The sequence below is a fragment of the uncultured Jannaschia sp. genome, from assembly GCF_947494025.1.
Lineage (GTDB): Bacteria > Pseudomonadota > Alphaproteobacteria > Rhodobacterales > Rhodobacteraceae > Jannaschia.
Genome location: NZ_CANLTQ010000010.1, coordinates 54567 through 81009 on the forward strand (window position 1 = coordinate 54567; position 26443 = coordinate 81009).

The window sequence follows — 26443 nt, forward strand, 5'->3', positions numbered from 1 at the left end:
TTCATCCTGCGGCGAAGCGCACTTCGTGGACGATCGCCACGGCCTCCAGCTCCGCCGGGCGCGCGCCGGCCTCGCGCACCACGACAAGGACGTCCGGCACGGTCATGGCCGCGCCGAGGCCGATTTGCTCCTCGTTGTCCTCGGGCGGGGAAACCGGTGCCGCAGGCGCGCGGCGAGCCGCAGGGCCAGCATCCGGCGCCGCCAGCCGGCCGTGGGCGGGCGAACGGGACCGAGTGCGACATCCTCGGGTCGGATGCGCCCGTGGCGGGTGAGATAGTCCAGCACCTGTTCGCCGAACGCGCGGCCGGCCGTGCTGACGCCGGGGGTGGCGAGACGGCGTTCGAGGCTGGTGCGCCGGCGCGCGGTCCAGTTGTAATGGTCGACGCGGAACGGAAAGCGCAGGCGGGTCGCCGGGTCCTCGATACCCGGAAAGGTCGCGAGGCGCGCGCCCGCCAGAAAGCGCGGCGCGGCCCCCTCGCCCCAGGGATTGTGGCCGCCGCGGCTGGGCAGCACGTCGCCGCGATGCATCATCAGCTTGACGGTCCCGTCGAGGCTCGAGCGGCGGCGCCCGAACAGCGCGACGGCCATCTCGGCGGCGACCGGGAACTGTGCGGTCAAGGCCGGCGCCGGGGCGACGGGGGCGAGGGTTCCGTCCGCGGCGAGTCGATCGATCATCACCCCCTGGACGGCATTGTACCCCTTCCGCTCGCAATAGGCGGCAATGGCGGCGGGCGCGTCGGGATAGACGTGGTGCTCGTCGGCATCGGCGTTCAGGATCCAGTCCCCCGGCCGGGCGACGCGCATCTGCAGGGCCCGCCGCTCGGCCCACATCGCGTCGCTCGTATAGGGCGCGATCCAGCGATGCGGCGTGGCGGCGCCGTGGGCCGCGAGCACCGCCTCCGCGGCCTCGAGCTCAGGGGCGTCGGCGCGCCCGGCGTTCAGGATCAGGTGGATGTTCCCGGCCGGCACGCCGAGACCGGCGTAATGGGTCAGGAAATGCGTCAGGAAGGCGGCTTCGAGCTCGACCCCCAGACAGGAGATCACCCGGAGGCCGATCGTGCGGTGGGGGGGGCTGGACAAAGGACCTCCGCTTGACGGACGTAGCGGGGATTAACCCAAGCGACCGCGCTCCGGAAGACCGGGCGCCGGTCCCCCCGCTATCCGAAGCGAGCCCCTGCCATGAAACGTACCTATGTCCGCATTCTGGCGCTTCTGGACGCGAACCAGCGCAGGAGCTTCGGGCTTCTGATCGTCATGATGCTGGTCATGGGCTTGATGGATCTGGCCGGCGTCGCCTCGATCCTGCCGTTCCTCGCGGTGCTCGGCAATCCCGGGATCATCGAGGACCACGCCGCGCTCGGCTGGATCTACGAGTCCCTCGGCTTCAGCTCGAGCTATGCCTTCCTGCAGTTTCTGGGCCTCACGGTCTTTCTCATGGTCATGGCCTCGATCGCGGTCAAGGCATTCACCTTCTACCTCGTGACGCGTTTCTCGAGAAGCGTGTCGACCGCGCTCGGCATCCGTCTCCTGCGGCAATACCTGGCGCGGCCGTTCGAATGGTTTCTGGGGCAGCATTCCGCGAATCTGGGTAATTCCGTGCTTTCGGAGGTGGCGCAGGTCGTGCTGGGCTCGATCACGCCAGCGATCCGGGCGCTCGCCAACCTGATCGTGCTCCTGTTCCTCGTGGGGTTCCTCGTCATGCTGGAACCCGTGGGCGCGATCGTGATGGGGGTGCTGCTCGGCGGCTGCTTCGGGCTCGTCTACAAGCTCCTGCGCAATTACCTCCTCGAGATCGGCCGCGACCGGAAGGCGGCGATGGAGGAGCGCTACAAGATCACGACGGAAGCCATGGGCGGCATCAAGGAGGTCAAGATCCTCGGTCTCGAGGATGCCTACATGAAGCGCTTCCTGAAGCCCTCCTGGCGGCTCGCGCGGCATCACGCGGCGGTGGCGCTCCTGGGCGAGATGCCGCGCTACGTGCTCGAGGGGCTGGGCTTCGGCGGCATGCTGGTCTTCATCCTCTACCTTCTGTGGAGCCACGACGGCAGCCTCGACACGGTGCTGCCGATCCTCGGGGCCTTCGCCTTCGCGGGGCTGAAGCTCATGCCGACGATACAGGTCCTGTTCCGGGATCTCGCGCAGATCCGCTTCGGCGAGACCGCCCTCGAAGCGCTCCACGACGACCTCGCCGCGCCCCTTCCTTCCCCGCCGCTGCGGCACCTCACCGGGGAACGGCCGATCCGGCTGCAGCGCGAACTCCGGATGGACCGTGTCAGCTACACCTATCCCGACGCCGAGCGGCCGGCGCTCGACGAGCTTTCGCTCGCGATCCCGGCCGGAACCAGCGCCGGTTTCGTGGGTCCGACCGGCGCGGGCAAGACCACGGCGATCGACGTGATCCTGGGCCTGCTCGTGCCCGCCTCGGGTCAGATCAGCGTCGACGGCACTCCGATCACGAAGGAGAACCTGCACCATTGGCAGGCCGAGATCGGCTACGTGCCGCAGACGATCTTCCTGTCCGACGATACCGTCGCGGCGAACATCGCCTTCGGCGAGGCCGAGATCGACCGGGAGGCCGTGCGGCGCGCGGCGCGCCTCGCCCATCTCGACGCGTTCGTGCAGACCCTGCCGCAGGGCTACGACACCGTCGTGGGCGAGCGCGGCGTGCGGTTCTCGGGCGGCCAGAGGCAACGGATCGGCATCGCGCGCGCGCTCTACCGCAATCCCGACATCGTGGTCTTCGACGAGGCCACGAGCGCGCTCGACAACGTGACCGAGCGGGCGGTGATGGATGCGATCCGCACGCTTCACGGCCAGAAGACCGTGATCATGATCGCCCACCGCCTGACGACGGTGGCGCAGTGCGACACCATCTTCTTCCTGCGGGACGGCCGCCTCGACGGCAAGGGCGACTACGCCGCGCTGTCGCAGGAGAACCGGGCGTTCCGCAGCCTCGTGGCGGCGGCGGGATGAGCGGGCGGGACGCGCCGGAGCGACCGCTCCATCTTCACGTCGGACTTCCCAAGACCGCGTCCACCTTCCTGCAGAACCAGGTCTTCCCGGCTCTCGACCATCTCGCGGTGCGGACCGTGCCGCGAACCCGCCTGTTCCGGGAGCGGGCCGACGCGGCCGTCGAGTTCCGCACATTCGCCTGCGCGCTGCGCCGCTCGGCGGCGCTCTGGCCGTCGATCGGAGAGCCGCTCCTCGACGAGTTGCTCGGACCCGACGCCGATGGCCGGCGGGGCCTTCTCGTCTCCGACGAGGCCATCGGGCGGGCGGCGAGCCGGCCCGAAGGGCTCGCGGCGCATCTGTCGGCCTTCGCGAGCCTTGCCCGGGCGCGCGGATTCGCCCGGCCCCGTATCGTGGCCTTCCTGCGGCGGCAGGACCACTGGCTGGCCTCGCATTACGCCCAGATCTCGGATCGCAAGCGCGGCGCCGGCGAGGCCGGGTTCCGGGCGACGGTCGCGGCCACGCTGGACCCCGCGGCGCAAAAGCACGGATTCGGCACGTTGCTCGATTACGCGGCGCTGCGGGCGGCGCTCGTGGATGTCGCCGGCGAGGACGGGGTTCTCCTGCTGCCTCACGAGGCGCTCGTGGCCGAACCCGAGCCGACGCTCCGCCGTCTTCTCGACTGGCTCGGCACGCCGCCCGCGCTCGCGGAGCGGCTCGCGACCGCGAAAGGACGCGACAATGTCCGCTCGGACACGGCCGGGAGCGTCCTGCAATGGCAATTGCGTCCGCCCTCGATCCCCCTGCCGCGCGGCCGCAGGCTGGCGCTGCCGGCCGGGATCTGGCCCGCGCGCCGGATTTCGCTCCCCGCCGACCTGTCCCGCCGCATCCTCGGCGCCTACGGGGACAGCAACCGCGACGTCGCGGCGGCGACGGGCCTCGATCTCGGCCGCTGGGGCTATTTCGCCGGCCCCGCCACGGTCTGAGCTTTCGTCTTCAGCCGGAGGGCGCCTGCCCGGACGACGCCTGCCGAGCGTGATGCCCGGCCTCGAGGCGGCGGAGACCGGCCCGCAGGGCATACGGGGCCATCATGTAGGGCAGCCAGGCCAGATGCGACCGGCCGGGCTTCTCCGCCAGCGCCGCGAGCACCAGGGCCCGCCCCTTCCACGCCAGGCCCTCCGGCTCGCGCAGCTCGCGCCGGGCGCTTTCCATCAGATAGGCCCGCGCCTGCCCGGTCCGGCGCAGGGCGTGGCGGTTGCGTCGCCACAGCATCTCGCGCGCCGTCATGTTGGCGCGGAACGCCCGGGAGCGCCGGTCCGGCCCGTCGTCGCGATAGACCACGAGCGGGCCGGGCACGGCCGCGACATCGTAGAGCCGGGCCACGCGCTGCAGCCAGTCCCAGTCCTCGATCGCGGGCAGGGACGGATCGAAGCCGCCGATCGCCGCCACCGCCTCGCGGCGGACCAGCCCGCTCGAGGTCGGGGCCCGCACCGGATTGTCGAGGAGCGCGGCGTCGAAGATGTGCCCCGACGGCCCCGCCCGGTGCGCGACCGATCCCTCCGGGCCCGCGATCTCGAGGCCGGTATGGCAGAACCCCACGCGGGGGGGCAGCGGCAGCATCAGCGCCATCTGCCGCGCGAGCTTTTCGGGCCGCCAGAGATCGTCGGAATCGAGAAACGCGATCCACGCGCCCCGGGCCTCCGCCACGCCGCGGTTGCGCGCGCGGGCGACGCCGCCATTGCTCTGCCGGATCACGCGCAGGCGCGGATCGCCGATCCGGGCGAGCCGTTCGGCGGTTCCGTCGGTGGAGCCGTCGTCGACCACGAGAAGCTCGAGATCCCGCCAGGTCTGCGCGAGGACGCTCGACGCGGCCTGTGCGACGAGGGCGGCGCGGTTCCAGGTCGGAATGACGACGCTGACCAAGGGGCCGGTGCGGGGCAGGGGGCCGACCGATGCGGGTAACGCCGCCGGCGGGGGCGGCGTCGCCGGCGGCGTCCGCCATTCGGCGCGGCGCGCGGCCAGCCGGGCGGTGAAATTCGTCGTCCGGTGGCGAAGGACGGCGCCCGGCGGGGACCCGCCCGCGCGGCGCAGGAGGGCGGCGATCTCGCCCGTGACCGCGTGGCCGCCGGCATCCCGCGCCAGTTCGCCGAGGGCCTGGGCCAGGGGCGCGCGATAGGCGCGGAGGCGTCCGGCCTCCTCGAGCGCCGCGACCGTGTTCGCGAGCGCCCGGAGCCGCGACCGCAATCCCGCCTCCGAGAAGCGGCGCCCGCTCAGCGAGACCGATCCCTCCGGCGCCCGCCGGTAGAGCGCGAGCCCGTCCCCGATCGGGATCCCCTCGACACCGCGCGCGAAGGCGCGGCGCACGAGGTCGCCGTCGTCGTCGACGCCGCAACACTCGTCCCAGCCGCCCGCGGCCTCGAGCCCGGCCCGCGTCCAGAGGATCGCGCAGGGCGGCCAGTAGCGCCCGGTGAGCCAGCCGGCGAGCAGGTCCCGACCCGGCCGGGGCGGCGGAACGGAGGGCGGCCGGGCGATCCAGGCATCGCCTTCGAGCTCGTAGCGGTCCCAAGGGCACAGGGCGAAGGCGCGGTCCCGCCCCTCGAGCGCGGCGACGAGCGCGGCGAGCGTCGGCGGAGTCACGAGGTCGTCGGCGTCGAGGAACATCAGCCGGTCGCCCGTGGCCGCTTCGGCGCCGATGTTGCGCGCCACCGTCGCGCCCCGGGCGGGGCCGGCCAGCACGCGCACCGGGGGGCCGAAACCGGCCGCGATGGCGCGGCTCTCGTCGGTGGAACCGTCATCGACCACGATCACCTCGTCCGGCGGCCGGGTCTGGTTGAGGATCGCGCGCAGCGTCTGGGCAAGGAACGCGGCGCCGTTGCGGCAGGGCACGATCACGGAGAGGCGGGTCATCCGGCCACGTCCAGCGCGGCCTCCACCGCCTCCGGGTCGACCGCAAGGTCGCGGCGGAGCGGATGGCCCGCGCCGACGCCGCGGGCCGCGACGTAGCCGTAGCGGTGGCCGAGCGCGGCGGCCATGGCGTAGAAGTTCGGGTTCGGATAGCCGGGATCGGCGATCTCGACGATGGTCGTGCCCGGGGCGCAGAACAGCATGTTCGCGAGTCCCGCGCCGTGCGGGGCGAGCAGGATCCGCGTCCGCGCCATCAGCGCGACCTGCGCGTCGAAGCCGAGCCGCTCCATCTCGACCGCCTCGAAGCCGCGCCCCCGCAGGAGCGGCAGCAGCGTCTCCTCGCCCAGAAGGCTGCGCCCGCGGGCCGACCGGCGGCTGACGAAGACCTTGTCCTCACCTGCCGACGCGTCCGCGGCCGCGGCGCGGGCGGCGCCCAGAAGCTCGGGGCGGAAGCGGTCGCATTCGAGCACGAGAAGCTCCTCGGCGGCGAGCGCCGCGCCGCGCGGCAGCTCGGCCGCGGGACGCACCCCGATCCGTTCGAGGCTCGCGTCGAGCCAGACGGGGCGGCCGGCGGGCAGGACGAGGTCGCCCAGCAGACCCCGGTCGCGCAGGAAGACGAGCTTGCCCAGATGCGCGGTGAACCAGTGCGCGTAATTGTCGAAGACCCGCTCCGCGATCCAGACGGCGCGCCGCCGATGCAGGTCGGGCGTGCGCCGCGCCAGGGCCGCGTGGAAGGGGCGGTGGCGGATCTCCCGCAGATCGAGGCTCCGTCCGGCCGCGTCGAGGATCGCGGGGGCGAAGTCGCCGGCGGGCGTTTGTCCCGCGAGCACCCGCGCATTCGCAATCCGCAGCAGGCGGGTGGGTCCGGCGGTGCGCGTCGGCACGTCGCGGAAGGCGAAGCCGAACCATCCGGGATCGGAGGAGAGATCCGACGCGGCGCGACCGAGGGGAAGGTCGGTCGCGACCGTCGTGGCGGGATGGATCGTTTCCGCGATCGCGGCCTTCGCCGCCGGGACGTGGCGCCGGTAGCGCCCGCCCAGCAGCGCGGGCGGCAGTCCGGCCTGCGCCGCCCGGCCGGCCCAGCGGTCGCGCCACCAGCGCAGCCGGCGGCCGGCCCGGCCGCGCAGGCCGGTGATCTCGGCCTCGGCGGGCGAGACGTAGAGGGGCACGTGCTGGCTCATGTCGGCTTCGTTTCCTTCACGTCGCGAGCGTCCGGAACAGCGCGGCGTAGCGTCCGTAGCAGGCATCGTCCGAGAAGTGCTCCGCCCGCGCCCGGGCCGCCCGGCGGGACAGCCCGCTTTCGGTCGACAATCCCCGCGCCAGCGCCGCGCGGAAGGCGGAAGCGTCGTCGGGCGGAACCACGATGCCGGTCCCCTCGCTCAGCACGTCCGGGATGCCGCCGATCGCGGTCGCGACCGCCGGCGTGCCGCAGGCCAGCGCCTCCAGAAGGGCGAGCGGCATCCCTTCGCGGCGGGAAGGCATGGCGAAGAGGCGTGCCCGGCGCAGTTCCTCCCGCAGTTGCTCGGGTCCGAGATGACCGGCGAGGCGGACGCGCGCGCCGAGGTCGAGTTCCGCGATCCGCCGCTCGAGCAGGGCGCGCTCCGCGCCCTCGCCGGCGATCGTGCAGCACGCCTCCGGCAGCCCGGCCAGGGCCTCGAGGAGGATATCGAAGCCCTTGATCGGCAGAAGCCGCCCCGAGGCCACGATCCGGTCGGGCTCCGGCTCCGAGGGGCCGGGACGCCAGAACGCGGTGTCGGCCCCGTTCGCGATCATGTGCAGCCGGTCTTCGGGGGCGCCGCGCGTCTGCGCCACGCGCGCGAGTTCGCGCGAGACGACCGTGACGGCGTCCGCGGCGGCGAGAAAGCCCGGAAGCCGCGCCGCCATCGCCGGCGTCGGGTCGAGCAGGTCGGCGCCGTGACCGGACAGGACCAGCCGGTACCGGAAGACCGGACGCAGCGCGACGAGATAGGCCGCCGCGCCGGTGACGAAATGCAGGTTCACCACGTCCGGCCGGATCCGTGCGAGGAGGCGGGCGAGCCGCAGGAGTGAGCGCCCCGCGTCGGGCAGCGCCCGCAGCGCGGGGCGGCCGCCCTGTCCCGCCCCGACCTCCAGGGTCAGCCGCGCGCCGGGCGCCGCCTCGTCGGGGCCGGCCCGGACCGGCGCGAGACCATGCGACGGAAGCGTCTCGACAAGGCGGTCCATCATGCGCTGCACCCCGCCGCGATCCGATCGGGGCGTGGCCGAGACGAGCAGGACCCGGGGAGGTCGCGGTGCGGTCATGTGGATCCTCGATCGGTCCGGGTCGGGACGAGCTATAGAATCCGGGTCTCGCTGCACCAGCCCGAAAGCGTCCGCTCCGGGGCCGGCATCTTCCCTGGACCTTCTGTGAAAGGACGCTCTTTCCGGCAGACAGAACGTACGCAACCGCACGAAAATCATCGTGGCGAGAAGGGAACCGCCGACGGATGTTCTCATGTTACGACACGTGTTTACAAATCCTTGAACCATGCTTAGCCGAAAAGATTAACGGCTCGGCGCTGGATGTGGTGTGAACCCGAGGGAAGTAAGGATTAACGAACTTCTTCGAAATCGGGAACAGGATCGGGCCATATCGCTTGGTCCGAAGTATGGTCCGTTTTTTTCCTGCTGATCGCCTGCGGCCGATCCTCGAGTACAGAAATTTTGGAATTATGAGGTTGCCCGATGCGAACTGCGCAGGACGTTTCGATCGTCGGAGCCGGACCGGCCGGCCTGACGGCGGCCTACGAGCTCCTTAAGAACGCGCCGGACACCAAGGTCCGGGTTTTCGAGGCGGGAAAGCTGGTCGGCGGCATCTCTCGGACCGAATCCTATAACGGCTTTCGCATCGATATCGGCGGCCACCGCTTCTTCACCAAGGTCGAGCGGGTCAGCGCGCTCTGGCGCGAGATCCTGGGCGAGGCCTTCGTCAAGCGCCCCCGCCGGAGCCGGATCTATTATCGCGGCAAGTTCTACAACTACCCGCTCAAGCTCTTCAATGCCCTGGGCAATATCGGACCCTACGAGTCCACGCGCATCCTGCTCAGCTACTTCAAGTGGAAGGTCTTCCCGAACAAGAGCGAGGAGAACTTCGAGCAATGGGTCATCAACCGCTTCGGCGGCCGGCTCTACATGCATTTCTTCGCGAGCTACACGGAGAAGGTCTGGGGCATCAAACCCAGATACATTCAGGCCGACTGGGCGGCGCAGCGGATCAAGAACCTGACGCTGCACAAGGCGGTGTGGAACGCGATCTCGGGGGCCAACGACACGGCGAGCCTGATCGAGGAGTTCGACTATCCGCGCACCGGGCCGGGCCTGATGTGGGAGCGCTGCACCGAGCTCATCGAGGAGGCCGGCGGCCGGGTCGAGATGGAGACCCGCGCGATTCGCTACGAGCGGGAGGGCAACCGCATCACCGCCGTGATCGTCGAGGGCGCGAACGGCGAGGAGCGCGTGGAGGCGGATCATTTCGTCAACACGATGGGCTTGCGCGATCTTGTCGCCGCCATCGACCCGCCCCCGCCGCCGCATGTCGTGGCGGCCGCGGAGAAGCTTAAATACCGCGACTTCCTGATCGTCGCCCTGGTTCTCGACGACCGCGACCCGTTCCCGGACAACTGGGTCTATGTCCATTCCCCCGACGTCCGCGTGGGCCGCATCCAGAACTTCCGCTCCTGGTCGGAGGACATGGTCCCGAACGATACGCAGGCCTCCATCGGGATGGAGTATTTCTGCCAGCAGGACGACGAGATGTGGGCGAAGTCCGACGCGGACCTGATCGCGCAGGCGGCGAAGGAGCTCGAAGCGCTCGGCCTGAGCCGGGCCGAGCTCGTCTCGGACGGCAAGGTGATCCGTCAGCCCAAGGCCTATCCGGTCTACGACGCGAACTACAAGAACGCGGTCGCGGTGATCGGAGAGTGGATCCAGAGCCTCGAGAACCTGCAGACGGTCGGACGCAACGGGCTGCACCGCTACAACAACCAGGATCATTCGATGCTGACCGCGATCTACGCGGCCGAGAACATCCTCGGGGCGGACCACGATCTGTGGGAGGTCAACGTCGAGCGATCCTACCACGAGGAGATGCAGGTCCCCGCCGACAAAGAGCGCGCCGCCTGACATCGTGCCGCATGTCCGGGCCGCACCGCTTCTGACGCTTCGGGGCGTGCCGATCCTTTTCGGCATCGCCGTCCTGCTCTCCTGGCCGATGGTGCTGGGCGCGGCCGCCTACGTCTTCGCGGACACGCCGAGCTACCTCAACGGCGGCGCGCGCATCTGGGACGTGATCACGAGCTTCGCGGAGGCGATCGCCCGGATCGGGGAGGGCCCGGTCGCGGCGAGCGACGACGCGCTCGCCGACCTGTCGGTCAACGCGCGGGGGCAATCGACGACGGGACGGTCGTTCCTTTATTCCTTCTTCGCCTTCGCGACGGTCTCGTTCGGCGGGGCCTTCGCGCTGGCGGTCGCGCAGGGCTTTCTCGTGCTCCTCGTCGCGGCGGCGCTGATCGGCCCCGAGGCGCTGGCCCGGCCGAAGCGGCTCGCCGCGGGCACGGCGTTCGTGGTGCTGGCGAGCAGCCTGCCGTGGTACGCCGATTACGTCATGCCCGACGTGCTGGCCGCCGTGCCGATCCTGTTCGGCGCGCTCCTGGTCAGCCGGTTCGACCTGCTCTCGCGTCCCCAGCAGGTCACCGTCACCGCGGTCACGGCCTTCGCGGCGGCCTCGCATTACGGGCACGGTCCGCTGATGTTCGGGATCGCCGCGCTGGCCGTCGGGGTGCAGCTCGTCCGCCGGTCGCTCGGCTTGCCCGCCCTGCTCGCGGCTGTCGCCGTGGTGGCCTTCGCGCCGCTCGCCAATGTGACGGCGAGCATGGCGGTTCTGAAGGAGACGAGCCTCGCGCCGAAACGCCTGCCGATCCTGCTCGCGCGCTCGCTCGAGGACGGGCCGGCGCGCTGGTATCTGGAGGATGCCTGCCCCGGGGCGGATCTGGCCTTCTGCGAGGTGTTCGGCGATCAGGTGCCCAGCAATGTCGGCATGTTCCTGTGGACGCCCGAGGGGATCGACGACATCACGCCGGCCCAGCTCGACGCGATCCGGGCCGAGGAGTTCACGATCCTGCGCCGCGCGTTCCTGCGCTACCCCGTGCAGCAATCCGTCTCGCTCCTGGGCAATTCGGCGCTGCAGATGGTCCGGGTCGGGCTGGACGAGCATCGCGCCGCGGGTCCGATCGGGGACGACATGCAATATGCGGGTCCGGCCGGGACGACGGGCGCCGCACTGATCGGCGCGTTCGACGACATCCTGCCCTGGACCACGCTTCTGGGCGCGCTCCCCCTTCTCGCGCTGGCGCTTGCGGGGCGTCTCGACGGGGCGCAGCTTCGCATCCTTGCCCTGACGCTCGCGGGACTCGTGCTGAACGCGCTCATCTTCGGAGGGCTTTCCGCCCCGGTGGACCGCTACCAGGCGCGCGTGATCTGGGTCCTGCCGTTCCTGTCGGCGCTGTTTCTCGCCGCGGCGGAGCTCAGGCCCGCCGCCGCCGCTCGCGGACCCGCGCGGCGCCGTAGCCTGCGATCATCGCGACCTGACTGAGCCCGATCAGGGCGCTCTGCCCCAGCCTCTTGTGTCCCGGGCGGCGCAGCGGATAGGCCAGCATGCCCAGATAGAAGCCCGCCCCCTCAAGCTTCGCGCGCGTGTCGGCGCGGGTGTCCATCGCCCGGTGCAGATCCCGCAGGCCGCGCCCGTAGCCGGCATGCTGGCGCCAGAACGCGGCGAGGTCGAGCGCGTGCGCATGGTCGACCACGGCGTCCGGCTCGTAGCGGAGCGTCCCGCCGGCGGCGCTCCAGCGCAGGCTCAGGTCGCGGTCCTCGGAGGCCACGGCGAAATCGCCGAAACCTCCGACCGCGAGGAAGTCCTCCCGCCGGAAGCAGAGGTTGTTGGTGGTGAAGAAGGTCATCGCGCTGCCGCGGGACTGGTAGAAATCGTAGAGATAGCTGCTCAGCGTCTGGCTCGCGGCGGAATAGACGTTGCGGTCCAGCGCGTTCTCGATCCGCCCGCCCACCAGCCGCTGCGCCGCGCCGCCCTGCGCCGCCACGAGCCGGTCGAGCCAGTCGGGGCGCGGCCGGCAATCGTCGTCGGTGAAGCAGACGAGCTCGGACCCCTCGGCCGCCCGCACGCCCGTGTTGCGCGCCTGACCCGGCCCGGCATTCGCCTGCCGGATGCACTCGACCCAGTCGAAGCCGGCGCAGACCGGGGCCAGCGGCGCGTCGCTGCCGTCGTCGACGACGATCGTGCGGACCGGCCCGCCATCGAGCCGCGCCAGCGTCTCGAGGCAGGTGCGGAGCTCCGCCGGCCGGTTGTAGCTGGCGATGATGATGGCGGTGCGCCGCCTGAGCTCGCTTGCGTGGTCCATGTCGGTCATGGCGATCCCTGTCCCTGGCCCGGTATCTGATCCCGGCGCGCTCTACCGCGATCCCGCGCCCGCCGCATCCCCGCGCCGCCCGAAGAGCCGGTCGAGGCCGGAGCGCACCCAGAAGAAGCCGAGCCCGCCGCAGAGATAGTGCACCCAAAGGACGGGCACGGCCGCGACCGCGTCGCCCGGGCGCTGCTCCCGCAGGAGCCGGGCGAGGAAGCGCCGGTTCGCAAGGCCGAGCACCGCGAGCGACGCGGCGAGGAGGGCGAGGCCCGCGCCGGGCGCAAGGGCGAGAGCCGCGAGGCCGAGGAGCGAGGCGGCGACGCAAAGGACGGAGAGGTGGCCCGCGCGGCTCACGTTCAGGGTCGCCGGCGCGGCCCCGTGGCGCGGCGCGGCGAGGAGGCGCGCCCAGGGGATCGCCCGGTCGAGAAGGTCGGTCCGCGCCATCCCGGCGAGCGACCAGCGCTTCAGATGCGTGCCCTGCAGCGCGGGGCAGATCGCGATCGGGCGGTCGCGCGCATGCAGGCGCAGGCCGAACTCCACGTCCTCCATCATCCGTTGCCCGGCATCGAACCCGCCCGCCGCCTCGAAATCCGCGCGGCGGACGGCGCCGCAGCCGGTCCAGAAGGTCGAGGCCGGCCCCGCCCCCTCGAGATGGACGTGACGATGCAGCATGTTGCGGATGCGGCTCACGCGTCCGGGCGCGGCGGGCCGGGCGTCGTAGGCGCCGAAGATCGCGGCGTGGTTCGGGTGGGCAGCAAAGAAATCCGCGATCACCCTGCGCGCGTCCGGGGCCACGACCACGTCGGAATCGACGAAGAACAGGATCTCCGCGCCCGTCGCGGCGGCGCCAATGTTGCGAGCCTCCGCCGCGCCGGCGTTCCGGGCGAGACGGATCGGCTCGACCCCGCGGGCGCGGCAGATCGCGGCGGTGCCGTCCGCGGAGGCGTCGTCGACCACGCGGATCTCGCCCGACGCGAAGCCCGCCGCGAGCAGGCCGTCGAGGCAGGCGCCGATCTCGGCCGCGCCGTCGTGGACGGGCACGACCGCGCCGATCGTCGGGTGGTTCGTCACGGCCCCGGCATCCCTACCGCGTCGCCCGCGCCAGCAGCGCCTTCAGGCGGCCCGGCAGGACGAAGTTCCCCAGATGGAACAGAAGCTCCGCCCGGCCCGGCCGCGCGAAGGCGCGCGCCTTGCGCAGGAGCGTCACGAAGGCGCGGCGGTCCCCCTGCCGCGCCGCGCGGATCGAGGGCAGGGTCAGCACGAAGGCCGAGGCCGCCGCATCCGAGACCAGATCCCGCCGCGCATCGATCCAGGCCACGTCGTCGCGCCAATTCCCCTTCATGGAGATCCGGTCGCGGTCGTCCATCCGCCAGACCGACCAGGGCCGCTCCGGCGCGGCGAAGACGAGGCCGGTCCCCGCCGCCCGCGTGGCGCGCAGGAGCCAGTCGATATCCACGAACCGCTTGCAATCGGGATCGAAGAACACCTCCTCGAACAGCGCGCGGGGCGCGAGGATGGTCGAGGTCTGCACCGCCCCGTCGCCCGTCGGCGGCTGGCGGCGGCGGAACAGGTAGTCGCCCGTGGGCTCGCCCCGGGCGGGCAGGCGGCGCGGCCAGAGGAACTCCTCGGTGTCGTTCCGCGCGAGGAACCGGCAGGTGACGATCGGGCGCGGCAGCGCGCTGTCCCGCGCGGCCGCCATCTGCGCGGCGAGCTTGCCCGGAAGCCAGAGATCGTCGTCGTCGAGAAGCGCGATCCAGTCGCCCCGCGCCGCACGGATGCCGCGATTGCGGGCCTCGGCATTGCCGACATGCGCGCCCGGACGGACGATGCGAAGACGCGGATCGTCGAGCCGCCCGAGCGCCGCGATGGCGGCCGGGTCGTCGCCGTCGGGCACCACGATCACCTCGAGCGACGGCCCCGCCTGCGCGAGCGCCGAGCCCACGGCCTCGAGCACCATGTCGGGGCGCCCGTAGGTGGGGATGACGACGGAGATCTCCGGGGCGATACCGTTCATGGCGCCGTGCCTTCCCGCTCGAGGAGGTACATCTGCCGCTGGCCCGAGCTGAGCGACGTGACCACCATTCGCCGCCCGTCCGGCGCGGGGCAGGGATGCAGGTCGCAACGGAACGGCCCGCGCGCCGGGACATGGCCCGCGAACCGGGCGACGGTCTCCGACGCGCCGGTCCGCCGGTCCCATTCGAGGAGCGCGACCTCCTCCCGGTAGGGGGTGTCGAAGACGAAATGCCGGCCCCCGGCGTCGAGGTGGCGGGCATGGACGTTGTCGGTGACGAGCCCTTCGGCGAGCGGGCCGAGATCCTCGCCCCCCCCGGCGGCGTCGCGCACGATGCGCAGGCCGCCCCGGCGCCAGTAATAGAGCGTCGTGTCGTCGAGCCAGATCACGTGGCTCGTGGCCGGGGCGAGGAGGCGCGGCGCCGCGCCGTCGAGCCCACAGGTCAGGCTCACGCCCTGCGCGTCGTTCCAGGGGCCGCCCAGGCGACGCCAGCGGAGCTTCACGGTGAAGCGCGCGCCTCCCGGCGCGATCTTGGCGTGGTTGAACCAGTAATGCATGCGCGCCCGCCGCAGCCGGTCGCGCCAGCCGCGATGCCTGTCGAGGAGGCGCACGGCCTCGCGGAGCGACAGGACCATGCGGCTCTCGCCCGTTTCCATGTCCATCGCCCGGATCCCGGCATCGTCCGGCCGCCGCGGTCCCGGCCCGGTTCCGCCGGGATAGCCGTAGCCGGGCCGCAGCCGGTCGAGACGCACGAGGTCGAGCGACAGCGCCGTGCGGCCGTCGGGCGCGACGGCGTAGACCTGCCCCGGCAGGGTCCGCGTGGTCCCCGTTCCGGTGTCGTGGACCCGCGCGACGATCCGGCCCCCTTCGCGGTCGTTCCAGACGAGACGCGGCCCCCCCGCCACCCATTGCGCGAGCGGCCCCTGCTGCCAGGACCAGGCGCGACTTTCCCCGACGCGGTGCCAGCTGCCGGGGCGGGCCACCTCGGCATATCCGACCTCCACCGCGTCCTCCGGCCCCGGATGGCGGTCCGGCGCGGGCGGTGTCCAGCCCGCGACCCGCGCCCCCGCGCCGTCGAAGACCGGGATGTCGTAGTAGGAATGCGCGTGGGCCTCAGCCCCCGAGGTGAGTTCCGTGCAGCGCCAGGTCATGTCGCCATCCTGACCCGCGCGGCGTTCCCCGCGAGGCTGGCGGCGAGGCCGGGACGCCTGCGCCCGAGCCAGCGGGCCTGCCGCCAGAGCGCACGCGCCATCGTGGCGCGCATGTCGCCTAGAACCTCCGGACCTTCGCGCCGGCGGGCGGCGGCCGCGATCCGTTCCATGCCTGCGAGGCCCGCCCGGATCGCCTCGGGCGCGAGCGGGCGGTAGCCCTGCCAGAGATCCACCGTCGCGGCGACGTCGTGGCCCGGCGGCAGGCCGCCCAGATAGGCCCGCTGGACCCGTTCGGGCACGCTCAGGCTCAGCGCCCGCCCGGGGGCCCCGCGCCTCCCCGTCAGCGAGGTGCCGTGCACCCGGTAGCGCAGGAGCGGTTCGGTCAGGTTGTCGAGGCGCGCGCCCGCGGCGAGCATCCGCGCCCAGAGATCGCTGTCCTGCGCCGTCCAGTAGGCCGCGTCGTAGCCCCCCACGGCGCGCAGGGCCGCGGTACGGATCATCGCGCCGGGATGGAGCAGCGAGCTGGTATAGAGCGTGCGGAAGCGGATGCGGTCGGGTCCGGTGACGGGCGCCATGCGCGCGAGTTCCGCGCCCGCCTCGTCGATCCTGACGCAGCCGCAGGACAGCGCGTCGAGGCGCGGATCGGCGCCGAGGGCGGTCGCCTGACGAAGGAGGCGGTCGGGCGCGTAGAGGTCATCGCCGTCGGCCCGCGCCACGAGCGGCGCCCGGACATGGCCGAGCCCGAGATTGAGCGCCGCGGCGAGCCCCATCGGCGCCGGCGCCGCGAGGACGCGCACCCGCGGATCGGCTTCGGCCCAGGCGGCGAGGAGCGCGGGCGTCGCGTCGCTGCTGCTATCGTCGACCACCACGAATTCGAGGGCGCCGCCCGGGTCGGCCTGGGCGCGCAGGCTCGCGATGGTTTCGGGCAGATGCGCCGCCCCGTCGCGCACCGCCATCAGGACGGAAACGGCCGGTCCGGTCATGCGTGCGGGCCCTGTCCTGCGATGGCCGAACCGCGAGGCGGCGCGGCGGTCCGCCCCTGTCGCCCGGAGGACGGTCCTCGCGGTCCGGATGAATCTCGTCTCATTGCACCATCAGCCCCTTCGTGCCGGCCGCCCATTCGCCTCGTGCCACAACGGAACGGCATTCCCAAGGGATCGACCTGTCTCGCCCCGGTTCGATCCTTGGCCGGCTGGACACTGCGTCACAGACGAATGCCCGTTTCTTTCGGGCGAGGGCTTCCGCCGGCCCGGTCGAAGGCGTCGGGGCGGACATTGTTCACGAAAGCGGTGGCCGCGAACGGAGGTACGGCGTTCGGATGGCTAATCGACGGCAATCCGTTCCTGCGCCCTGAGATCCGCCACGATCTCCCGCGCCGAAGCCCGGGTGTAGTGGCCGTAATCGGCAAGGTAGGGCACGCCGCCCTCCGTCAGGAGACGGCATTCGTCGGGACAGATCAGGTCGTAGAGCGAGACGTAGCTGGCCCCACCCCAATCCGTGTTCGCCATCCGGCGGTCGAGGGCGCGGAGCTCGGGGTCGAGGAAGCGCGTCATGTGGGCGCCGTCCCGGCGGAGGTTGCGCGCGAGGATCGCGGGAAAGCTCGTCAGGTATTCCGGCGTCGGCCCCAGGATCACGACCCGGTCCACATGGGTCAGAAGGTAATCGACGGTGTCCCGCAGGGGCTCGATGTCCTCGGCTTCCCAGCGGGTGGAGAGCAGGACGGTGTCGATGCCGCCCCGCGGGACGTGCTCGCGCAGGACGGGACCGATCACCCGGGGGCAGTACCAGTCGCCGGCGACGTCGATGGTCGGCGTGCAGCCGGTGCTGGCGGCGAACTGGAGATTGAGGTCCGCGAACGTCTCCTCGAGCGCCGGCATCAGGTGTTCGGCATGGCTGTCGCCCATCACGAGGAGCGTCGGGCGCGTCGGGTCCGTCGGCAGGCAGGTGTCCGGATCGAAGGCCCTGTCCTGACCCGGAACGCGCGCGTGGATCAGGCAGGGATGCACCTCGAGATCGGTGCGGTAATCGACATAGCTCGCGATCCGGCGAACCTCGGCGGAATGGCCGCCCCAGATTTCGGCCCCCGCGACGAGGCCGCCGCCCAGTCCGGCGGCGAGGGCGAGGCCGCCGAGCGCGGTGGCGTTGACGGCGAAGGCCGGCCGCCGGCGCATGGTTCGGCCGCGGAACGGCTCCTCCACGAGGGTGTAGCTGAACCCCGCCGCGAGAAGGGAGAGCGCGCAGATCGCCGCCACGTCCCAGGCGTCGAGCGCCGGATCGATGCGCAGCTTCCAGAACACGATGATCGGCCAGTGCCACAGGTAGAGCGAATAGGAGATCCGGCCGATCGCCACGAAGGGCCGGGCGCCGAGCACGCGCCCCACCGGCGTGCCCTCCGCGCAGGCGATGAGGAGCATGGCGCCCAGGGCCGGATAGATCGCGTTCGCGCCCGGAAAGACCACGTCCTCGTCGAGCCCGAAGATGCCCCAGGCGACGAGCGCCGTGCCGAGCGTCGCGCCGATCCCGCGCCACCGGGCGCTCCCCCGGTCCGCGAGGCCCGCGACCGCGGCGAGCGAACCCAGCCCGAACTCCCAGGCCCGCGTCGGCAGTAGGTAGAAGGTCGCGCTGTCGTAGCGCACGGCACCCCAGACGCTGAGCCCGAAGGAGAGGAGGGAGACCGCGACGATCGGGACGACGTAGCGGCGGCCGAGGACGCGCGCGACGAGAAGGAGGAACAGCGGCAGAAGGAGGTAGTACTGCTCCTCCACGGCGAGCGTCCAGGTATGGAGAAGCGGCGCCGTCGCGACGTCCGGCGCGAAGTAGTCCGAGAATTGCCAGAAGTAGAAGTTCGAGACGAAGAGCGAGGCCGCGGCGACCGACCGGCCGAGCGCCCGGGTCTCCTCGGGAAAGAGCACGAACCAGCTCGCCGCGACCACCGCGGCGATCACCACGAGATAGGCCGGCAGGATGCGCAGGAAGCGGCGCTTGTAGAAGGTCCAGATCGTGAACCGGTCCTCCGCGATCTCCTCGACGATGAGGGAGGTGATGAGGAAACCGGAGATGACGAAGAAGACGTCGACACCGGTGAACCCGCCCGAAAAGAGCGCGACGTCGGCATGGAACAGCACGACCGGAACGATCGCCACGGTCCGCAGGCCGTCGATATGCGGTCGGTACTTCATTCCCGGGATTTCTCCTCCATCGCGCCCACCCTCCGTGCATCGGGCTGACCGGAAGAAAGGCCGCGAGGTTCCGCCGGTCAAGTTCGCCCGCCGGTCATTCGTCATGCCTCACGGAAACGGGATCTCCGGAAATGCCGACACCATCTCTTTGACTTTCGGGAGGAAATTTGTAACAATATCATTACATTTTCCGTTCGGATATTATTGGGCGCAGAAATGGTTTCCAGAAACCCCGCCAGGATTCGGATCTGGATTTCCGGTACGGCCTTTGTCGTCAGCGTGATCCTTCTTGTCGCGACGGGTCTGATGACCTGGCAGGAATGGTCGTCGAATCTGACATGGCATCTCGATCTCGGCGTGGAGAACAACGTCGCGGCCTGGTGGTCCGGCGCCCTGCTGGCGGCTTGCGCCTTCTTCGCGTCCGACGGATATGCCCGGTTTCGTCACGACGACCGGCCCGCCGCTCGGGCCTGGCTGGCGATCGCCGCGATCCTGCTGTTCCTGTCGGCCGACGAGATCGGCTCCCTGCACGAGCGGCTGAGCCTGTTGGGAAAGGCTCTGAACCTCGGATCCTGGGCCTTGCTGTTGCCCTTGGGCGCCCTTCTGGGCTCCGCCTATGTCTGGTCCGCCATCGTTCTGTCGCGTCGCGGGGATGCGGAACGGCGGCGCGTGCTCGTCCTTTCGCTGGGCTTCGGCCTCCTGGCCTCGGTCGCGCTTCAGGAATTCATCGAGCACGCCGTCGCCTGGGAGAGTCCGGCTGCGAAAGCGCTCCGGCGCGTCGTGGAGGAGGGGACCGAGCTTGCCGGGATGCTCGTTCTCCTGCGCGTCACGTCCGGGAACAGTTTTGCTTCGGAGGAGCGGCTTCCGTTCCAGTCGTTCTTCGACGCGTTGAAGCCGCTCGGAATGATCGTCCTTTTCGCCGCGCCCCTTCTCGTGGCCGTCACGCTCTGGCTGCCCGATCACGGCATGCGCGGACGTCCGAGCGACTGGCTCGCGGCGGTGATGTTCCTCGGCGCCGGTGCTCTGGCGGCCCGTCACGCCGTCTTCTCGCGGGAGAACGTGACGGGCGCCTTCGCCCTGGTTCTTCTTTGCGGCATGGCCTCGGTCGTGTCGGTGGCGGTGGAGCCTCAGAAGACGATGGAGACGGGGCTCTTCGATCTGGGCGCCCGCGCGATGACGCTCGGCCTGGTGGTCATGGCCATGGGGGCGATCCTGACGCTCTTTACATCGGTCCACTGGCAGGAAGCGGTCCTGCTTCACGGCATGGTCCTGATCTATCTCATCGTCCCCGCGAGCCTCTTTTCAGGGCACGTCTTCCCGCTCATCCTGGGCGGGATCGCCTGCATCGGCGCCGCGCGTCCGACCCGGGAGGAAAGGCTCGCCTGTGCGGCTCCCGATGCCGTGGTCCGGTAAGGCGATCTTCGCAGGAACGGACGAGGGAGAGGATGCGGAAAGCGGGCGTCGTGCTCCCTTCAAGATCGCCTGCCGAAACCGATGCGCCGGTCTGGCCGGATGTCTCAGCTCCCCGCCAGCACCGTTCTGAGCGCCGCGTCAGGCGCGGGGCCATTCGCTGATCAAGCTTATCTGTAGCTTCGAGGCCCCGCGAAACCGGATAGGGCCGACCTTTTACGCCGCCGGATCGCCTTCCGGAATGAAGCGCGGCAACGGGTCCACCAGTTCGTCGAGGACGCTTTGCAGGCGGGCCTCGGCGGCGGCATCGTCTTCGGTGGGAGCAATCAATGTGGTCAGGCGGACCAGCGCGCCGTCGGTGCGGCCGGTGCGGATGCCGTCGAGCATCAGCTGGAACTTCGCCTCGAAGTCCCATGCGATCCGCCGCTCCTTCTGCTGGAACCAGTAATAGACCATCATCCGCGTCTCGCCCATCTGGATGATCGCGCGGTTGAGCTCGAACGGGCGGTCGCTGCCCATCTCGTCGGCGACGTCGGTCCGCTCGAGCCAGGCGATCTCCCAGCCGGAACCGGGCAGGCAGACCTCGGGCGAATGCACGCCGCCCTTCGACTGGTCGTCGTACCAGGCCATGAAGAGGCCCACCGTCTCGGCCGCGTCGGGCTGGGCCAGCGTGACCTGATGGTAATCGTCGGCGCCGAGCACGCCCTCGACCCGCTCGTCGAGGAATTGCCGCGGGCCGGCCTGCTCCCACTCTCCCAGGGTCCGCGGGAACAGCGCGAAGCTGTCGCGCGGCACCGGACCGGTATTGCGCTCGGGCAGGGCGGTGAAGGCCGCCGCGGCGCCCAGGAGCAGCACCGCCGAGGCGATCAGCGCCGCCGAGGGGCGCACGAGGCGGATGCGCAGGAATTGCGGCACCAGCCCGTCCATCTCCAGATCCAGCGCCTCCGACAGCGAGCGATGGTCGGAGCCGAGCTTCATCATCGCCCAGGCGAGGACGAAGAGCAGCACCACGCAGGCGATGAAGATCACCCAGCCCTCGAAGAAGTGGGTGAACCCTTCGAGCCAGTCGAGCCCGTAGGTGTTGGCAATGTAGCCGCCGATGGCGATGCGGACCGAGTTCATCACCACGGTGATCGGCACCGCGGCCAGAAGCAGCACCGCCTTGTGCCAGACCGGCCCCCGGTAGAGGCAGGCGAAGACGTAGGAGAAGGACATGATCGGGAACAGGTAGCGCAGGCCCGAACAGGCCTCCGCCACGTGCAGCTTCACCACGCCCAGATCGATGATGTTGCCGTCGAGATAGACCGGGACGTCGATCATCCGGAGCATCGAGACGCCGAGCTCGGAGGAGACGAACTGCAATCCCGTGGTCATCTTGTAGTAGATCACGCCGGGCAGCGGCAGCATGTAGACGAGGTGGACGACGCCGGGCCAGAAGTTCTTGCCCGTCTGCCAGCCGAAGGAGATCAGGAGCAGCCCGCCGACCCAGAGGATCAGCGCGTAGGCGACGATGTCGTCGATATTGGCAAGCCGGCCGAGGCTGCCCATGAGGACGGCGAGGAGCACCACGGCGACCCCGACCCATCGGTCCCGCTTGGGTCCCGGATCGGCGGGGTATTCCTTGAGTTGACGCAGGAACAGCAGGCCCGAGAGAATCGGGATCAGGGGCCCGTGGCTGTATTCGGGAAGCTGCCACGCCTCGAGCAGCGCCACGGTGCCGGGCCAGAAGAACAGCCCCGCGCCCAGAAGCGCGATCGCCAGCCAGACGAGGCCGGAAAGGGAGGTGCCGGCCAGCGAAAACCCGGTCGGAGAGGCGGAGCTGGAAACGGACATGCCCGAAATGCCTTTCGAAAATACGCGCGGACCGATAGCAGATGCGTTTCCATCCGCCAAGCGGCGGTGCCGCGTAGGCACCGCTCGAACGGGCACGTATCATCAAGAATTGAACGAAATCCTGCCGAATGGAAATGATTGTAGCGAAATCCGGCATCGTGAACGGGTGGACCCGGTCCTTCGTCTCGAACGGATACGCACGGGGCTTGGTTGGCGAAGTCCCCTCCTGTAGCCCTTCCGCCGGACAGAGTGTTCACTTCTCCGGGAAAGCGCAGCGATGACCGAACCCCGCCACAAGGTCCTGGCCATCGCCGAGGCCGCCAATCCCGAATGGGTCAGCGTGCCGCTGGTCGGTTGGTCCATGGCCCGTGCGCTCGCGGGCGTGGCGGATGTCCATCTGGTCACGCAGATCCGCAACCGCGAGGCCATCCTGCGCGCGGGCCTCGTGGAAGGCCGCGACTTCACCGCCATCGACAGCGAGGCCGTGGCCGAACGCATGCACCGCCTTTCCACGGTCCTGCGCATGGGGGAGGGGCGCGGCTGGACCATGAAGACGGCACTCGAAGGGCTGGCCTATCCCTATTTCGAACATCTCGTCTGGAAGCGGTTCGGCGCCGAGATCGCGGCCGGGGCCTACGACGTGGTGCACCGGATCACGCCGCTCTCGCCCACCATTCCCTCGGGGCTCGCGTCGAAGGTGGCGGCGACGGGTACGCCCTTCGTGCTGGGTCCGCTCAACGGCGGCGTGCCCTGGCCCCGGGGCTTCGACGCGGAGCGGCGGCGGGAGCGGGAATGGCTCTCCTACGTGCGGAGCGCCTACAAGCTGCGCCCGGCCCGGCTCCGGACGCTCGGGGCCGCCGCCGCCATTCTCGCCGGCTCGCGCCACACCGCCTCGGAGATTCCGGCGCGGTTCCGGTCCAAAACTGTCTGGCTCCCCGAGAACGCCATCGATCCCGCGCGCTTCGACCAAATCGCGGCGCAGGCGACGGCCCTGCCGCTCCGGGGCTGCTTTCTCGGGCGGCTGGTGCCCTACAAGGGCTGCGACATGCTGATCGAGGCGGCGGCGGAGCTATTGCGGGACGGGCGCCTCGTCCTCGACATCGTGGGCGACGGGCCGATGCGCGCCGATCTCGAGCGGCAGGTGGCCGAGGCGGGCCTGTCGGAGGCCGTCACCTTCCACGGCCAGGTGCCGCACCAGGAAGTGAAGACCATCCTGTCCCGCGCCAACCTTCTGACCTTTCCCTCGATCCGGGAGTTCGGCGGCGGGGTGGTGCTCGAGGCGATGGCGACGGGCGTCGTCCCGCTGGTCGTCGATTATGCCGGGCCGGGCGAGCTGGTCACGCCCGAAACGGCGATCACCGTGCCGATCGGGCCGCGTGCCCGGATCGTGGCGGATCTGCGCGCCGCGCTGGAGGGCGTCGCCGCGCGGCCCGAACGCTTGAAACCGATGGCCGAGGCCGCCCGGCAACGGGCACACGCATTGTTCACCTGGGAGGCCAAGGCCCGGCAGATCGCAGAGGTCTACGACAAGGTCACGGGCCGCCGCGCGGCGTGGCCCGATCCGATCGGGTAGGCCGGGTCGTTCGAAGATTCGAAACGGTAAGGCTTCTTGTGTTGGTCTGTCACGTATTCGAAGGCAGTCGAAGCTGCGAAGGCCCTGCCGATCGAAGGCGCCGCGTTGCGGAGCCGGGTCCGCGATCCTAGAGATCCCCCGGCACCCTGGAGAGGACACCATGGCCGAGATCGCCGTCATCGTCGTGAACTACAACGCAGGCGAGCTTGCCCTCGCCGCGGTCGAGAGCGTGCTGGCCCACGCGCATCCGGGCCACGACGTGCATGTCCACCTCGTCGACAACGCCTCGCCCGACGGCGACGGCGCGATGCTGTCGGAGGCGGCGGAAGCGCGTAGCTGGGGCGCGCGGGTCACGCTTCATCTCGAACGCGTCAATCACGGCTTCGGGCGGGGCAACAACCTCGTGCTCGAGACGCTTGCCAAGCGCGCCGCCCCACCGGACTACGTGTTCCTCCTCAACCCCGACGCGCAACTCGAGGGCGAGACGATCGCGACCCTCGCCGATTTCCTCGCTACCCATCCGAAGGCCGCCGTCGCGGGGGCGCGCATCCGCCAGCCGGACAGTCCGGAGCCGGTCACGGCCGCGTTCCGGTTCCCCTCCGCCCTCTCGACCCTCTCCGCGGCGATCAATTTCGGCCCCGTCGCGCGGGCTCTCGCGCGCCATCAGGTGGCGCTGCCGCCCGACATTCCCACGCGGCGGGTCGACTGGGTGGCGGGCGCGGCGGTTCTGGCGCGGTTCGACGTCTGGCGTGAGCTCGGCTTCTTCGACCCCGAGTACTTCCTTTATTTCGAGGAGGTGGACCTGATGCTCAGGACCGCGCGGGCCGGCTGGGAATGCTGGCACGTGGCCGAGGCGCAGGTCGTGCATGTCGAAGGGGCCTCGACCGAAGTGAAATCGCTGGTCCCCGAACGCACACGGCGCCCGGCCTACTGGTACCATTCCTGGCAGCACTATTTCCGCAAGAACCACGGCCGCGGCTACGCGCTTGCCTCCGCGGCGGCTTGGACGGGCGGGGCGGCGATCAACCACGCGCTCGTGCGGGCGCGGGGCGGGCGCGCCATGGCGCCGAAGCGGTTCTTCGGCGATTTCTGGGCCGCCGGCTGCCGCCCGCTCCTGGGTCTGCCCCCTGGCCGGATCTGAGGTCTAGCCCGGCGCGTTTTCTGACGTGACCGGGTTCGGGGAAGTCTCGGCTCGCCTCCCACGGATTGTCGCGGGATTGCCGATCGCCGTGGCGCCCTCGGGCACGTCGTCGATGACCAGCGCGTTGGCCCCGATGCGGGCATCGCGCCCGACGACGACCGCACCGGCGATGCAGGCGCCGGCCCCGATATCGACCCCGGCGCAGATGATCGGCAGATCGGCCACGTCGCGCCGATTGCGGACGCCGAAGGTGGTGTTCTGGCGGATATGCACGTCGTCGCCGATCGCCCGCGCGCTCAGGACGATGCCGCTGTGGTGCCAGATCCGGACCCGCCGCCCGAGCTTGACCGTGTACCACAGCGACATGCCGCAGACCCATTCCACGATCTTGAACAGGACGAGGTAAAGCAGCGTCGAGGGCGCGCGCACGATCTTCGGCTGACCCATGCGCCAGTTGCCGAAGCGATGCACGAAGACGGCCCAGAACCCCTGCTCGAAGAGGTTGCGGTCGTGGGTGGCGAAATCCTCCGCCACAAGCGCCCAGAACCCGATCCCCTTCGGATTCTCGTCGGTCCGCCCCCGCCGGTCGACGGGCGGGATCTCCATCGCCCGCTCCGCGGCGAGATAGGCTTCGGAAGCTCGGGACATGCCGGGCATCTCCTGTCGGGTAGTCCGATCCGTTGAATGATGCAGCAGGGCGAAAGGCGCAACGTATCCGGCTCGCTTCCGCGTTTGGTATGAGAACGGTGAGCCGGCCCTTAATGGCTCCACTCCGCAGCGATCCGTTGACCCTCGCAAGCAATGGGCGGGACACGGCTCCGACCCGGACTTGCGTGCCGCCGGCCCGCGGGGCAGACCGGGGTCGACGAAGCACGGAGGTCCGAGCCATGACGCCCACGCCCCCCGACCCGCGTGCCTACCTGCTGATCTCGCCCTGCCGCGACGAGGCGGACTATATGCGCCGCACCCTCGACAGCGTGGTGGCGCAATCGGAGCGGCCGGCGAAATGGGTGATCGTCGACGACGGCTCGACCGACGCGACGCCGGCGATCCTCGCTGAATACGCCGCCCGCCACGATTGGATCGAGGTCGTCCGGAAGCCCGACCGCGGCGTCCGTGCCGTCGGCCCCGGCGTGATCGAGGCGTTCTATTTCGGGCTCGACCAGATCGACCTCGACGCCTACGCCTATCTCTGCAAGCTCGACCTCGATCTCGACCTGCCGCCGCGGTATTTCGAGATCCTGATGGACCGGATGGAGGCCCGCCCGCGGATTGGCACCTGCTCGGGCAAGGCCTATTTCCGCGACGCGTCGGGCGCGCTCGTCTCCGAGCAAATCGGTGACGAGATGTCGCTCGGCATGACCAAGTTCTACGCGGTCGCCTGCTTCCGCCAGATCGGCGGCTTCGTGCGCGAGGTAATGTGGGACGGGATCGACTGCCACAAGGCACGCCAACTCGGCTGGACGCCGGTAAGCTGGGATGACCCGGAGCTGCGCTTCGAGCATCTGCGGCCGATGGGATCGAGCCAGACCTCGATCCATACCGGCCGCCGGCGGCACGGGTTCGGGCAGTACTACATGGGCACCTCGCCTACCTTCCTCGTCGCCTCGGCCGTCAACAAGGCGCGTCAGAAGCCTTACGTGACGGGGGGGCTCGCGATGTTGCAGGGCTATTTCGGTGCAATGATCAAGGGCGCCGCGCGGCACGGCGATGCCGAGCTCGTGGCCTTCATCCGCGACTACCAGCACCGCGCGCTCCGCATGGGCAAGGCCCGCGCCGTGGCCGAGATCGAGGCGGAGCGGGCGGGGCGCTGGCGGTTGGAGGCCTCCTGACCTCCCGTCCTGCGTAATCGTCCGCTGTT

20 protein-coding genes are annotated in these 26443 nt (G+C 70.6%); 8 read left to right on the forward strand and 12 right to left on the reverse strand.

The window, feature by feature from the left end:
* Window positions 1-102: 102 nt before the first annotated feature.
* A complete protein-coding gene (locus Q1B08_RS12970) occupies window positions 103-1080 on the reverse strand; it encodes a hypothetical protein (RefSeq protein WP_299819404.1) in 978 nt (325 codons plus the stop codon).
* Window positions 1081-1179: 99 nt separating this feature from the next.
* Between Q1B08_RS12970 and Q1B08_RS12975 the strand changes: the two genes are divergently transcribed.
* Complete coding sequence (locus Q1B08_RS12975) at window positions 1180-2973, forward strand: ABC transporter ATP-binding protein (RefSeq protein ID WP_299819407.1); 1794 nt, start codon at window positions 1180-1182, stop codon at window positions 2971-2973.
* Complete coding sequence (locus Q1B08_RS12980; protein ID WP_299819410.1) at window positions 2970-3935, forward strand: hypothetical protein; 966 nt, start codon at window positions 2970-2972, stop codon at window positions 3933-3935. The genes Q1B08_RS12975 and Q1B08_RS12980 overlap by 4 nt, the downstream gene beginning before the upstream one ends.
* Before the next feature lie 10 nt (window positions 3936-3945).
* On the opposite strand, the gene Q1B08_RS12985 is transcribed toward Q1B08_RS12980, so the two are convergent.
* Genes Q1B08_RS12985 through Q1B08_RS12995 form a run of 3 tightly spaced genes read right to left on the reverse strand, consistent with a single transcriptional unit; the run spans window position 3946 to window position 8133 of the window.
* A complete protein-coding gene (locus Q1B08_RS12985; RefSeq protein ID WP_299819412.1) occupies window positions 3946-5856 on the reverse strand; it encodes a glycosyltransferase in 1911 nt (636 codons plus the stop codon).
* Window positions 5853-7034 (reverse strand): glycosyltransferase family 61 protein, encoded by a 1182-nt coding sequence (locus Q1B08_RS12990; protein ID WP_299819415.1) that lies wholly within the window; start codon window positions 7032-7034, stop codon window positions 5853-5855. Before Q1B08_RS12990 ends, Q1B08_RS12985 begins: the two co-directional genes overlap by 4 nt.
* A 16-nt stretch (window positions 7035-7050) precedes the next feature.
* Window positions 7051-8133, reverse strand: coding sequence for a glycosyltransferase family 4 protein (locus tag Q1B08_RS12995; RefSeq protein WP_299819418.1), 1083 nt, complete (start codon window positions 8131-8133; stop codon window positions 7051-7053).
* A gap of 423 nt (window positions 8134-8556) precedes the next feature.
* On the opposite strand from Q1B08_RS12995, the gene Q1B08_RS13000 reads away from it, so the two are divergent.
* Both Q1B08_RS13000 and Q1B08_RS13005 read left to right on the forward strand, forming a co-directional pair.
* Window positions 8557-9993 carry an NAD(P)/FAD-dependent oxidoreductase gene (locus Q1B08_RS13000; RefSeq protein ID WP_299819421.1) on the forward strand — a complete coding sequence of 479 codons (1437 nt, stop codon included), beginning with the start codon at window positions 8557-8559 and terminating at the stop codon, window positions 9991-9993.
* A gap of 4 nt (window positions 9994-9997) precedes the next feature.
* Window positions 9998-11461: a hypothetical protein gene (locus Q1B08_RS13005; protein ID WP_299819424.1), complete on the forward strand. Its 1464-nt coding sequence runs from the start codon at window positions 9998-10000 to the stop codon at window positions 11459-11461.
* Here Q1B08_RS13005 and Q1B08_RS13010 read toward each other — a convergent pair.
* From Q1B08_RS13010 to Q1B08_RS13035, 6 genes are all read right to left on the reverse strand, one after another.
* Entirely contained in the window at window positions 11394-12290 is an 897-nt protein-coding gene (locus Q1B08_RS13010; protein WP_299819427.1) for a glycosyltransferase, read from the reverse strand. The genes Q1B08_RS13005 and Q1B08_RS13010 overlap by 68 nt on opposite strands.
* 42 nt (window positions 12291-12332) lie before the next feature.
* Window positions 12333-13355 carry a glycosyltransferase family A protein gene (locus Q1B08_RS13015; protein WP_299819430.1) on the reverse strand — a complete coding sequence of 341 codons (1023 nt, stop codon included), beginning with the start codon at window positions 13353-13355 and terminating at the stop codon, window positions 12333-12335.
* 13 nt (window positions 13356-13368) lie between these two features.
* Complete coding sequence (locus tag Q1B08_RS13020; RefSeq protein ID WP_299819432.1) at window positions 13369-14298, reverse strand: glycosyltransferase family 2 protein; 930 nt, start codon at window positions 14296-14298, stop codon at window positions 13369-13371.
* Complete coding sequence (locus Q1B08_RS13025) at window positions 14295-15446, reverse strand: hypothetical protein (RefSeq protein WP_299819435.1); 1152 nt, start codon at window positions 15444-15446, stop codon at window positions 14295-14297. Before Q1B08_RS13025 ends, Q1B08_RS13020 begins: the two co-directional genes overlap by 4 nt.
* Window positions 15443-16429 (reverse strand): glycosyltransferase, encoded by a 987-nt coding sequence (locus tag Q1B08_RS13030; RefSeq protein WP_299819438.1) that lies wholly within the window; start codon window positions 16427-16429, stop codon window positions 15443-15445. Before Q1B08_RS13030 ends, Q1B08_RS13025 begins: the two co-directional genes overlap by 4 nt.
* Window positions 16430-16768: 339 nt before the next feature.
* On the reverse strand, window positions 16769-18625 hold the full coding sequence (locus Q1B08_RS13035) for an acyltransferase family protein (protein ID WP_299819441.1): 1857 nt from the start codon (window positions 18623-18625) through the stop codon (window positions 16769-16771).
* Between the two features lie 306 nt (window positions 18626-18931).
* Between Q1B08_RS13035 and Q1B08_RS13040 the strand changes: the two genes are divergently transcribed.
* Window positions 18932-20038, forward strand: a complete 1107-nt coding sequence (locus tag Q1B08_RS13040) for a hypothetical protein (RefSeq protein ID WP_299819444.1) — start codon at window positions 18932-18934, stop codon at window positions 20036-20038.
* A gap of 213 nt (window positions 20039-20251) precedes the next feature.
* Here Q1B08_RS13040 and xrtD read toward each other — a convergent pair whose 3' ends face one another.
* A complete protein-coding gene (gene xrtD / locus Q1B08_RS13045; RefSeq protein ID WP_299819447.1) occupies window positions 20252-21868 on the reverse strand; it encodes a VPLPA-CTERM-specific exosortase XrtD in 1617 nt (538 codons plus the stop codon).
* Between the two features lie 277 nt (window positions 21869-22145).
* On the opposite strand from xrtD, the gene Q1B08_RS13050 reads away from it, so the two are divergent.
* Window positions 22146-23441 (forward strand): glycosyltransferase, encoded by a 1296-nt coding sequence (locus Q1B08_RS13050; protein ID WP_299819450.1) that lies wholly within the window; start codon window positions 22146-22148, stop codon window positions 23439-23441.
* Between the two features lie 160 nt (window positions 23442-23601).
* Window positions 23602-24582: a glycosyltransferase family 2 protein gene (locus Q1B08_RS13055; RefSeq protein ID WP_299819453.1), complete on the forward strand. Its 981-nt coding sequence runs from the start codon at window positions 23602-23604 to the stop codon at window positions 24580-24582.
* A 3-nt stretch (window positions 24583-24585) separates the two neighbouring features.
* On the opposite strand, the gene Q1B08_RS13060 is transcribed toward Q1B08_RS13055, so the two are convergent.
* Window positions 24586-25230 carry a hypothetical protein gene (locus Q1B08_RS13060; RefSeq protein WP_299819457.1) on the reverse strand — a complete coding sequence of 215 codons (645 nt, stop codon included), beginning with the start codon at window positions 25228-25230 and terminating at the stop codon, window positions 24586-24588.
* 239 nt (window positions 25231-25469) lie between these two features.
* Here Q1B08_RS13060 and Q1B08_RS13065 point away from each other — a divergent pair, with 239 nt between their 5' ends.
* Window positions 25470-26414 carry a glycosyltransferase family A protein gene (locus Q1B08_RS13065; protein WP_299819460.1) on the forward strand — a complete coding sequence of 315 codons (945 nt, stop codon included), beginning with the start codon at window positions 25470-25472 and terminating at the stop codon, window positions 26412-26414.
* Window positions 26415-26443 lie beyond the last annotated feature (29 nt).

What these genes read in the sequence shown, in the direction of transcription:
- Q1B08_RS12975 (WP_299819407.1), top strand. Translation starts at nt 1,180, where the DNA reads ATGAAACGTACCTATGTCCGCATTCTGGCGCTTCTGGACGCGAACCAG.
- Q1B08_RS12980 (WP_299819410.1), top strand. Translation starts at nt 2,970, where the DNA reads ATGAGCGGGCGGGACGCGCCGGAGCGACCGCTCCATCTTCACGTCGGA.
- Q1B08_RS12985 (WP_299819412.1), bottom strand. Translation starts at nt 5,856, where the DNA reads ATGACCCGCCTCTCCGTGATCGTGCCCTGCCGCAACGGCGCCGCGTTC.
- Q1B08_RS12990 (WP_299819415.1), bottom strand. Translation starts at nt 7,034, where the DNA reads ATGAGCCAGCACGTGCCCCTCTACGTCTCGCCCGCCGAGGCCGAGATC.
- Q1B08_RS12995 (WP_299819418.1), bottom strand. Translation starts at nt 8,133, where the DNA reads ATGACCGCACCGCGACCTCCCCGGGTCCTGCTCGTCTCGGCCACGCCC.
- Q1B08_RS13000 (WP_299819421.1), top strand. Translation starts at nt 8,557, where the DNA reads ATGCGAACTGCGCAGGACGTTTCGATCGTCGGAGCCGGACCGGCCGGC.
- Q1B08_RS13010 (WP_299819427.1), bottom strand. Translation starts at nt 12,290, where the DNA reads ATGACCGACATGGACCACGCAAGCGAGCTCAGGCGGCGCACCGCCATC.
- Q1B08_RS13020 (WP_299819432.1), bottom strand. Translation starts at nt 14,298, where the DNA reads ATGAACGGTATCGCCCCGGAGATCTCCGTCGTCATCCCCACCTACGGG.
- Q1B08_RS13025 (WP_299819435.1), bottom strand. Translation starts at nt 15,446, where the DNA reads ATGACCTGGCGCTGCACGGAACTCACCTCGGGGGCTGAGGCCCACGCG.
- Q1B08_RS13030 (WP_299819438.1), bottom strand. Translation starts at nt 16,429, where the DNA reads ATGACCGGACCGGCCGTTTCCGTCCTGATGGCGGTGCGCGACGGGGCG.
- Q1B08_RS13035 (WP_299819441.1), bottom strand. Translation starts at nt 18,625, where the DNA reads ATGAAGTACCGACCGCATATCGACGGCCTGCGGACCGTGGCGATCGTT.
- Q1B08_RS13040 (WP_299819444.1), top strand. Translation starts at nt 18,932, where the DNA reads ATGACCTGGCAGGAATGGTCGTCGAATCTGACATGGCATCTCGATCTC.
- xrtD (WP_299819447.1), bottom strand. Translation starts at nt 21,868, where the DNA reads ATGTCCGTTTCCAGCTCCGCCTCTCCGACCGGGTTTTCGCTGGCCGGC.
- Q1B08_RS13050 (WP_299819450.1), top strand. Translation starts at nt 22,146, where the DNA reads ATGACCGAACCCCGCCACAAGGTCCTGGCCATCGCCGAGGCCGCCAAT.
- Q1B08_RS13055 (WP_299819453.1), top strand. Translation starts at nt 23,602, where the DNA reads ATGGCCGAGATCGCCGTCATCGTCGTGAACTACAACGCAGGCGAGCTT.
- Q1B08_RS13060 (WP_299819457.1), bottom strand. Translation starts at nt 25,230, where the DNA reads ATGTCCCGAGCTTCCGAAGCCTATCTCGCCGCGGAGCGGGCGATGGAG.
- Q1B08_RS13065 (WP_299819460.1), top strand. Translation starts at nt 25,470, where the DNA reads ATGACGCCCACGCCCCCCGACCCGCGTGCCTACCTGCTGATCTCGCCC.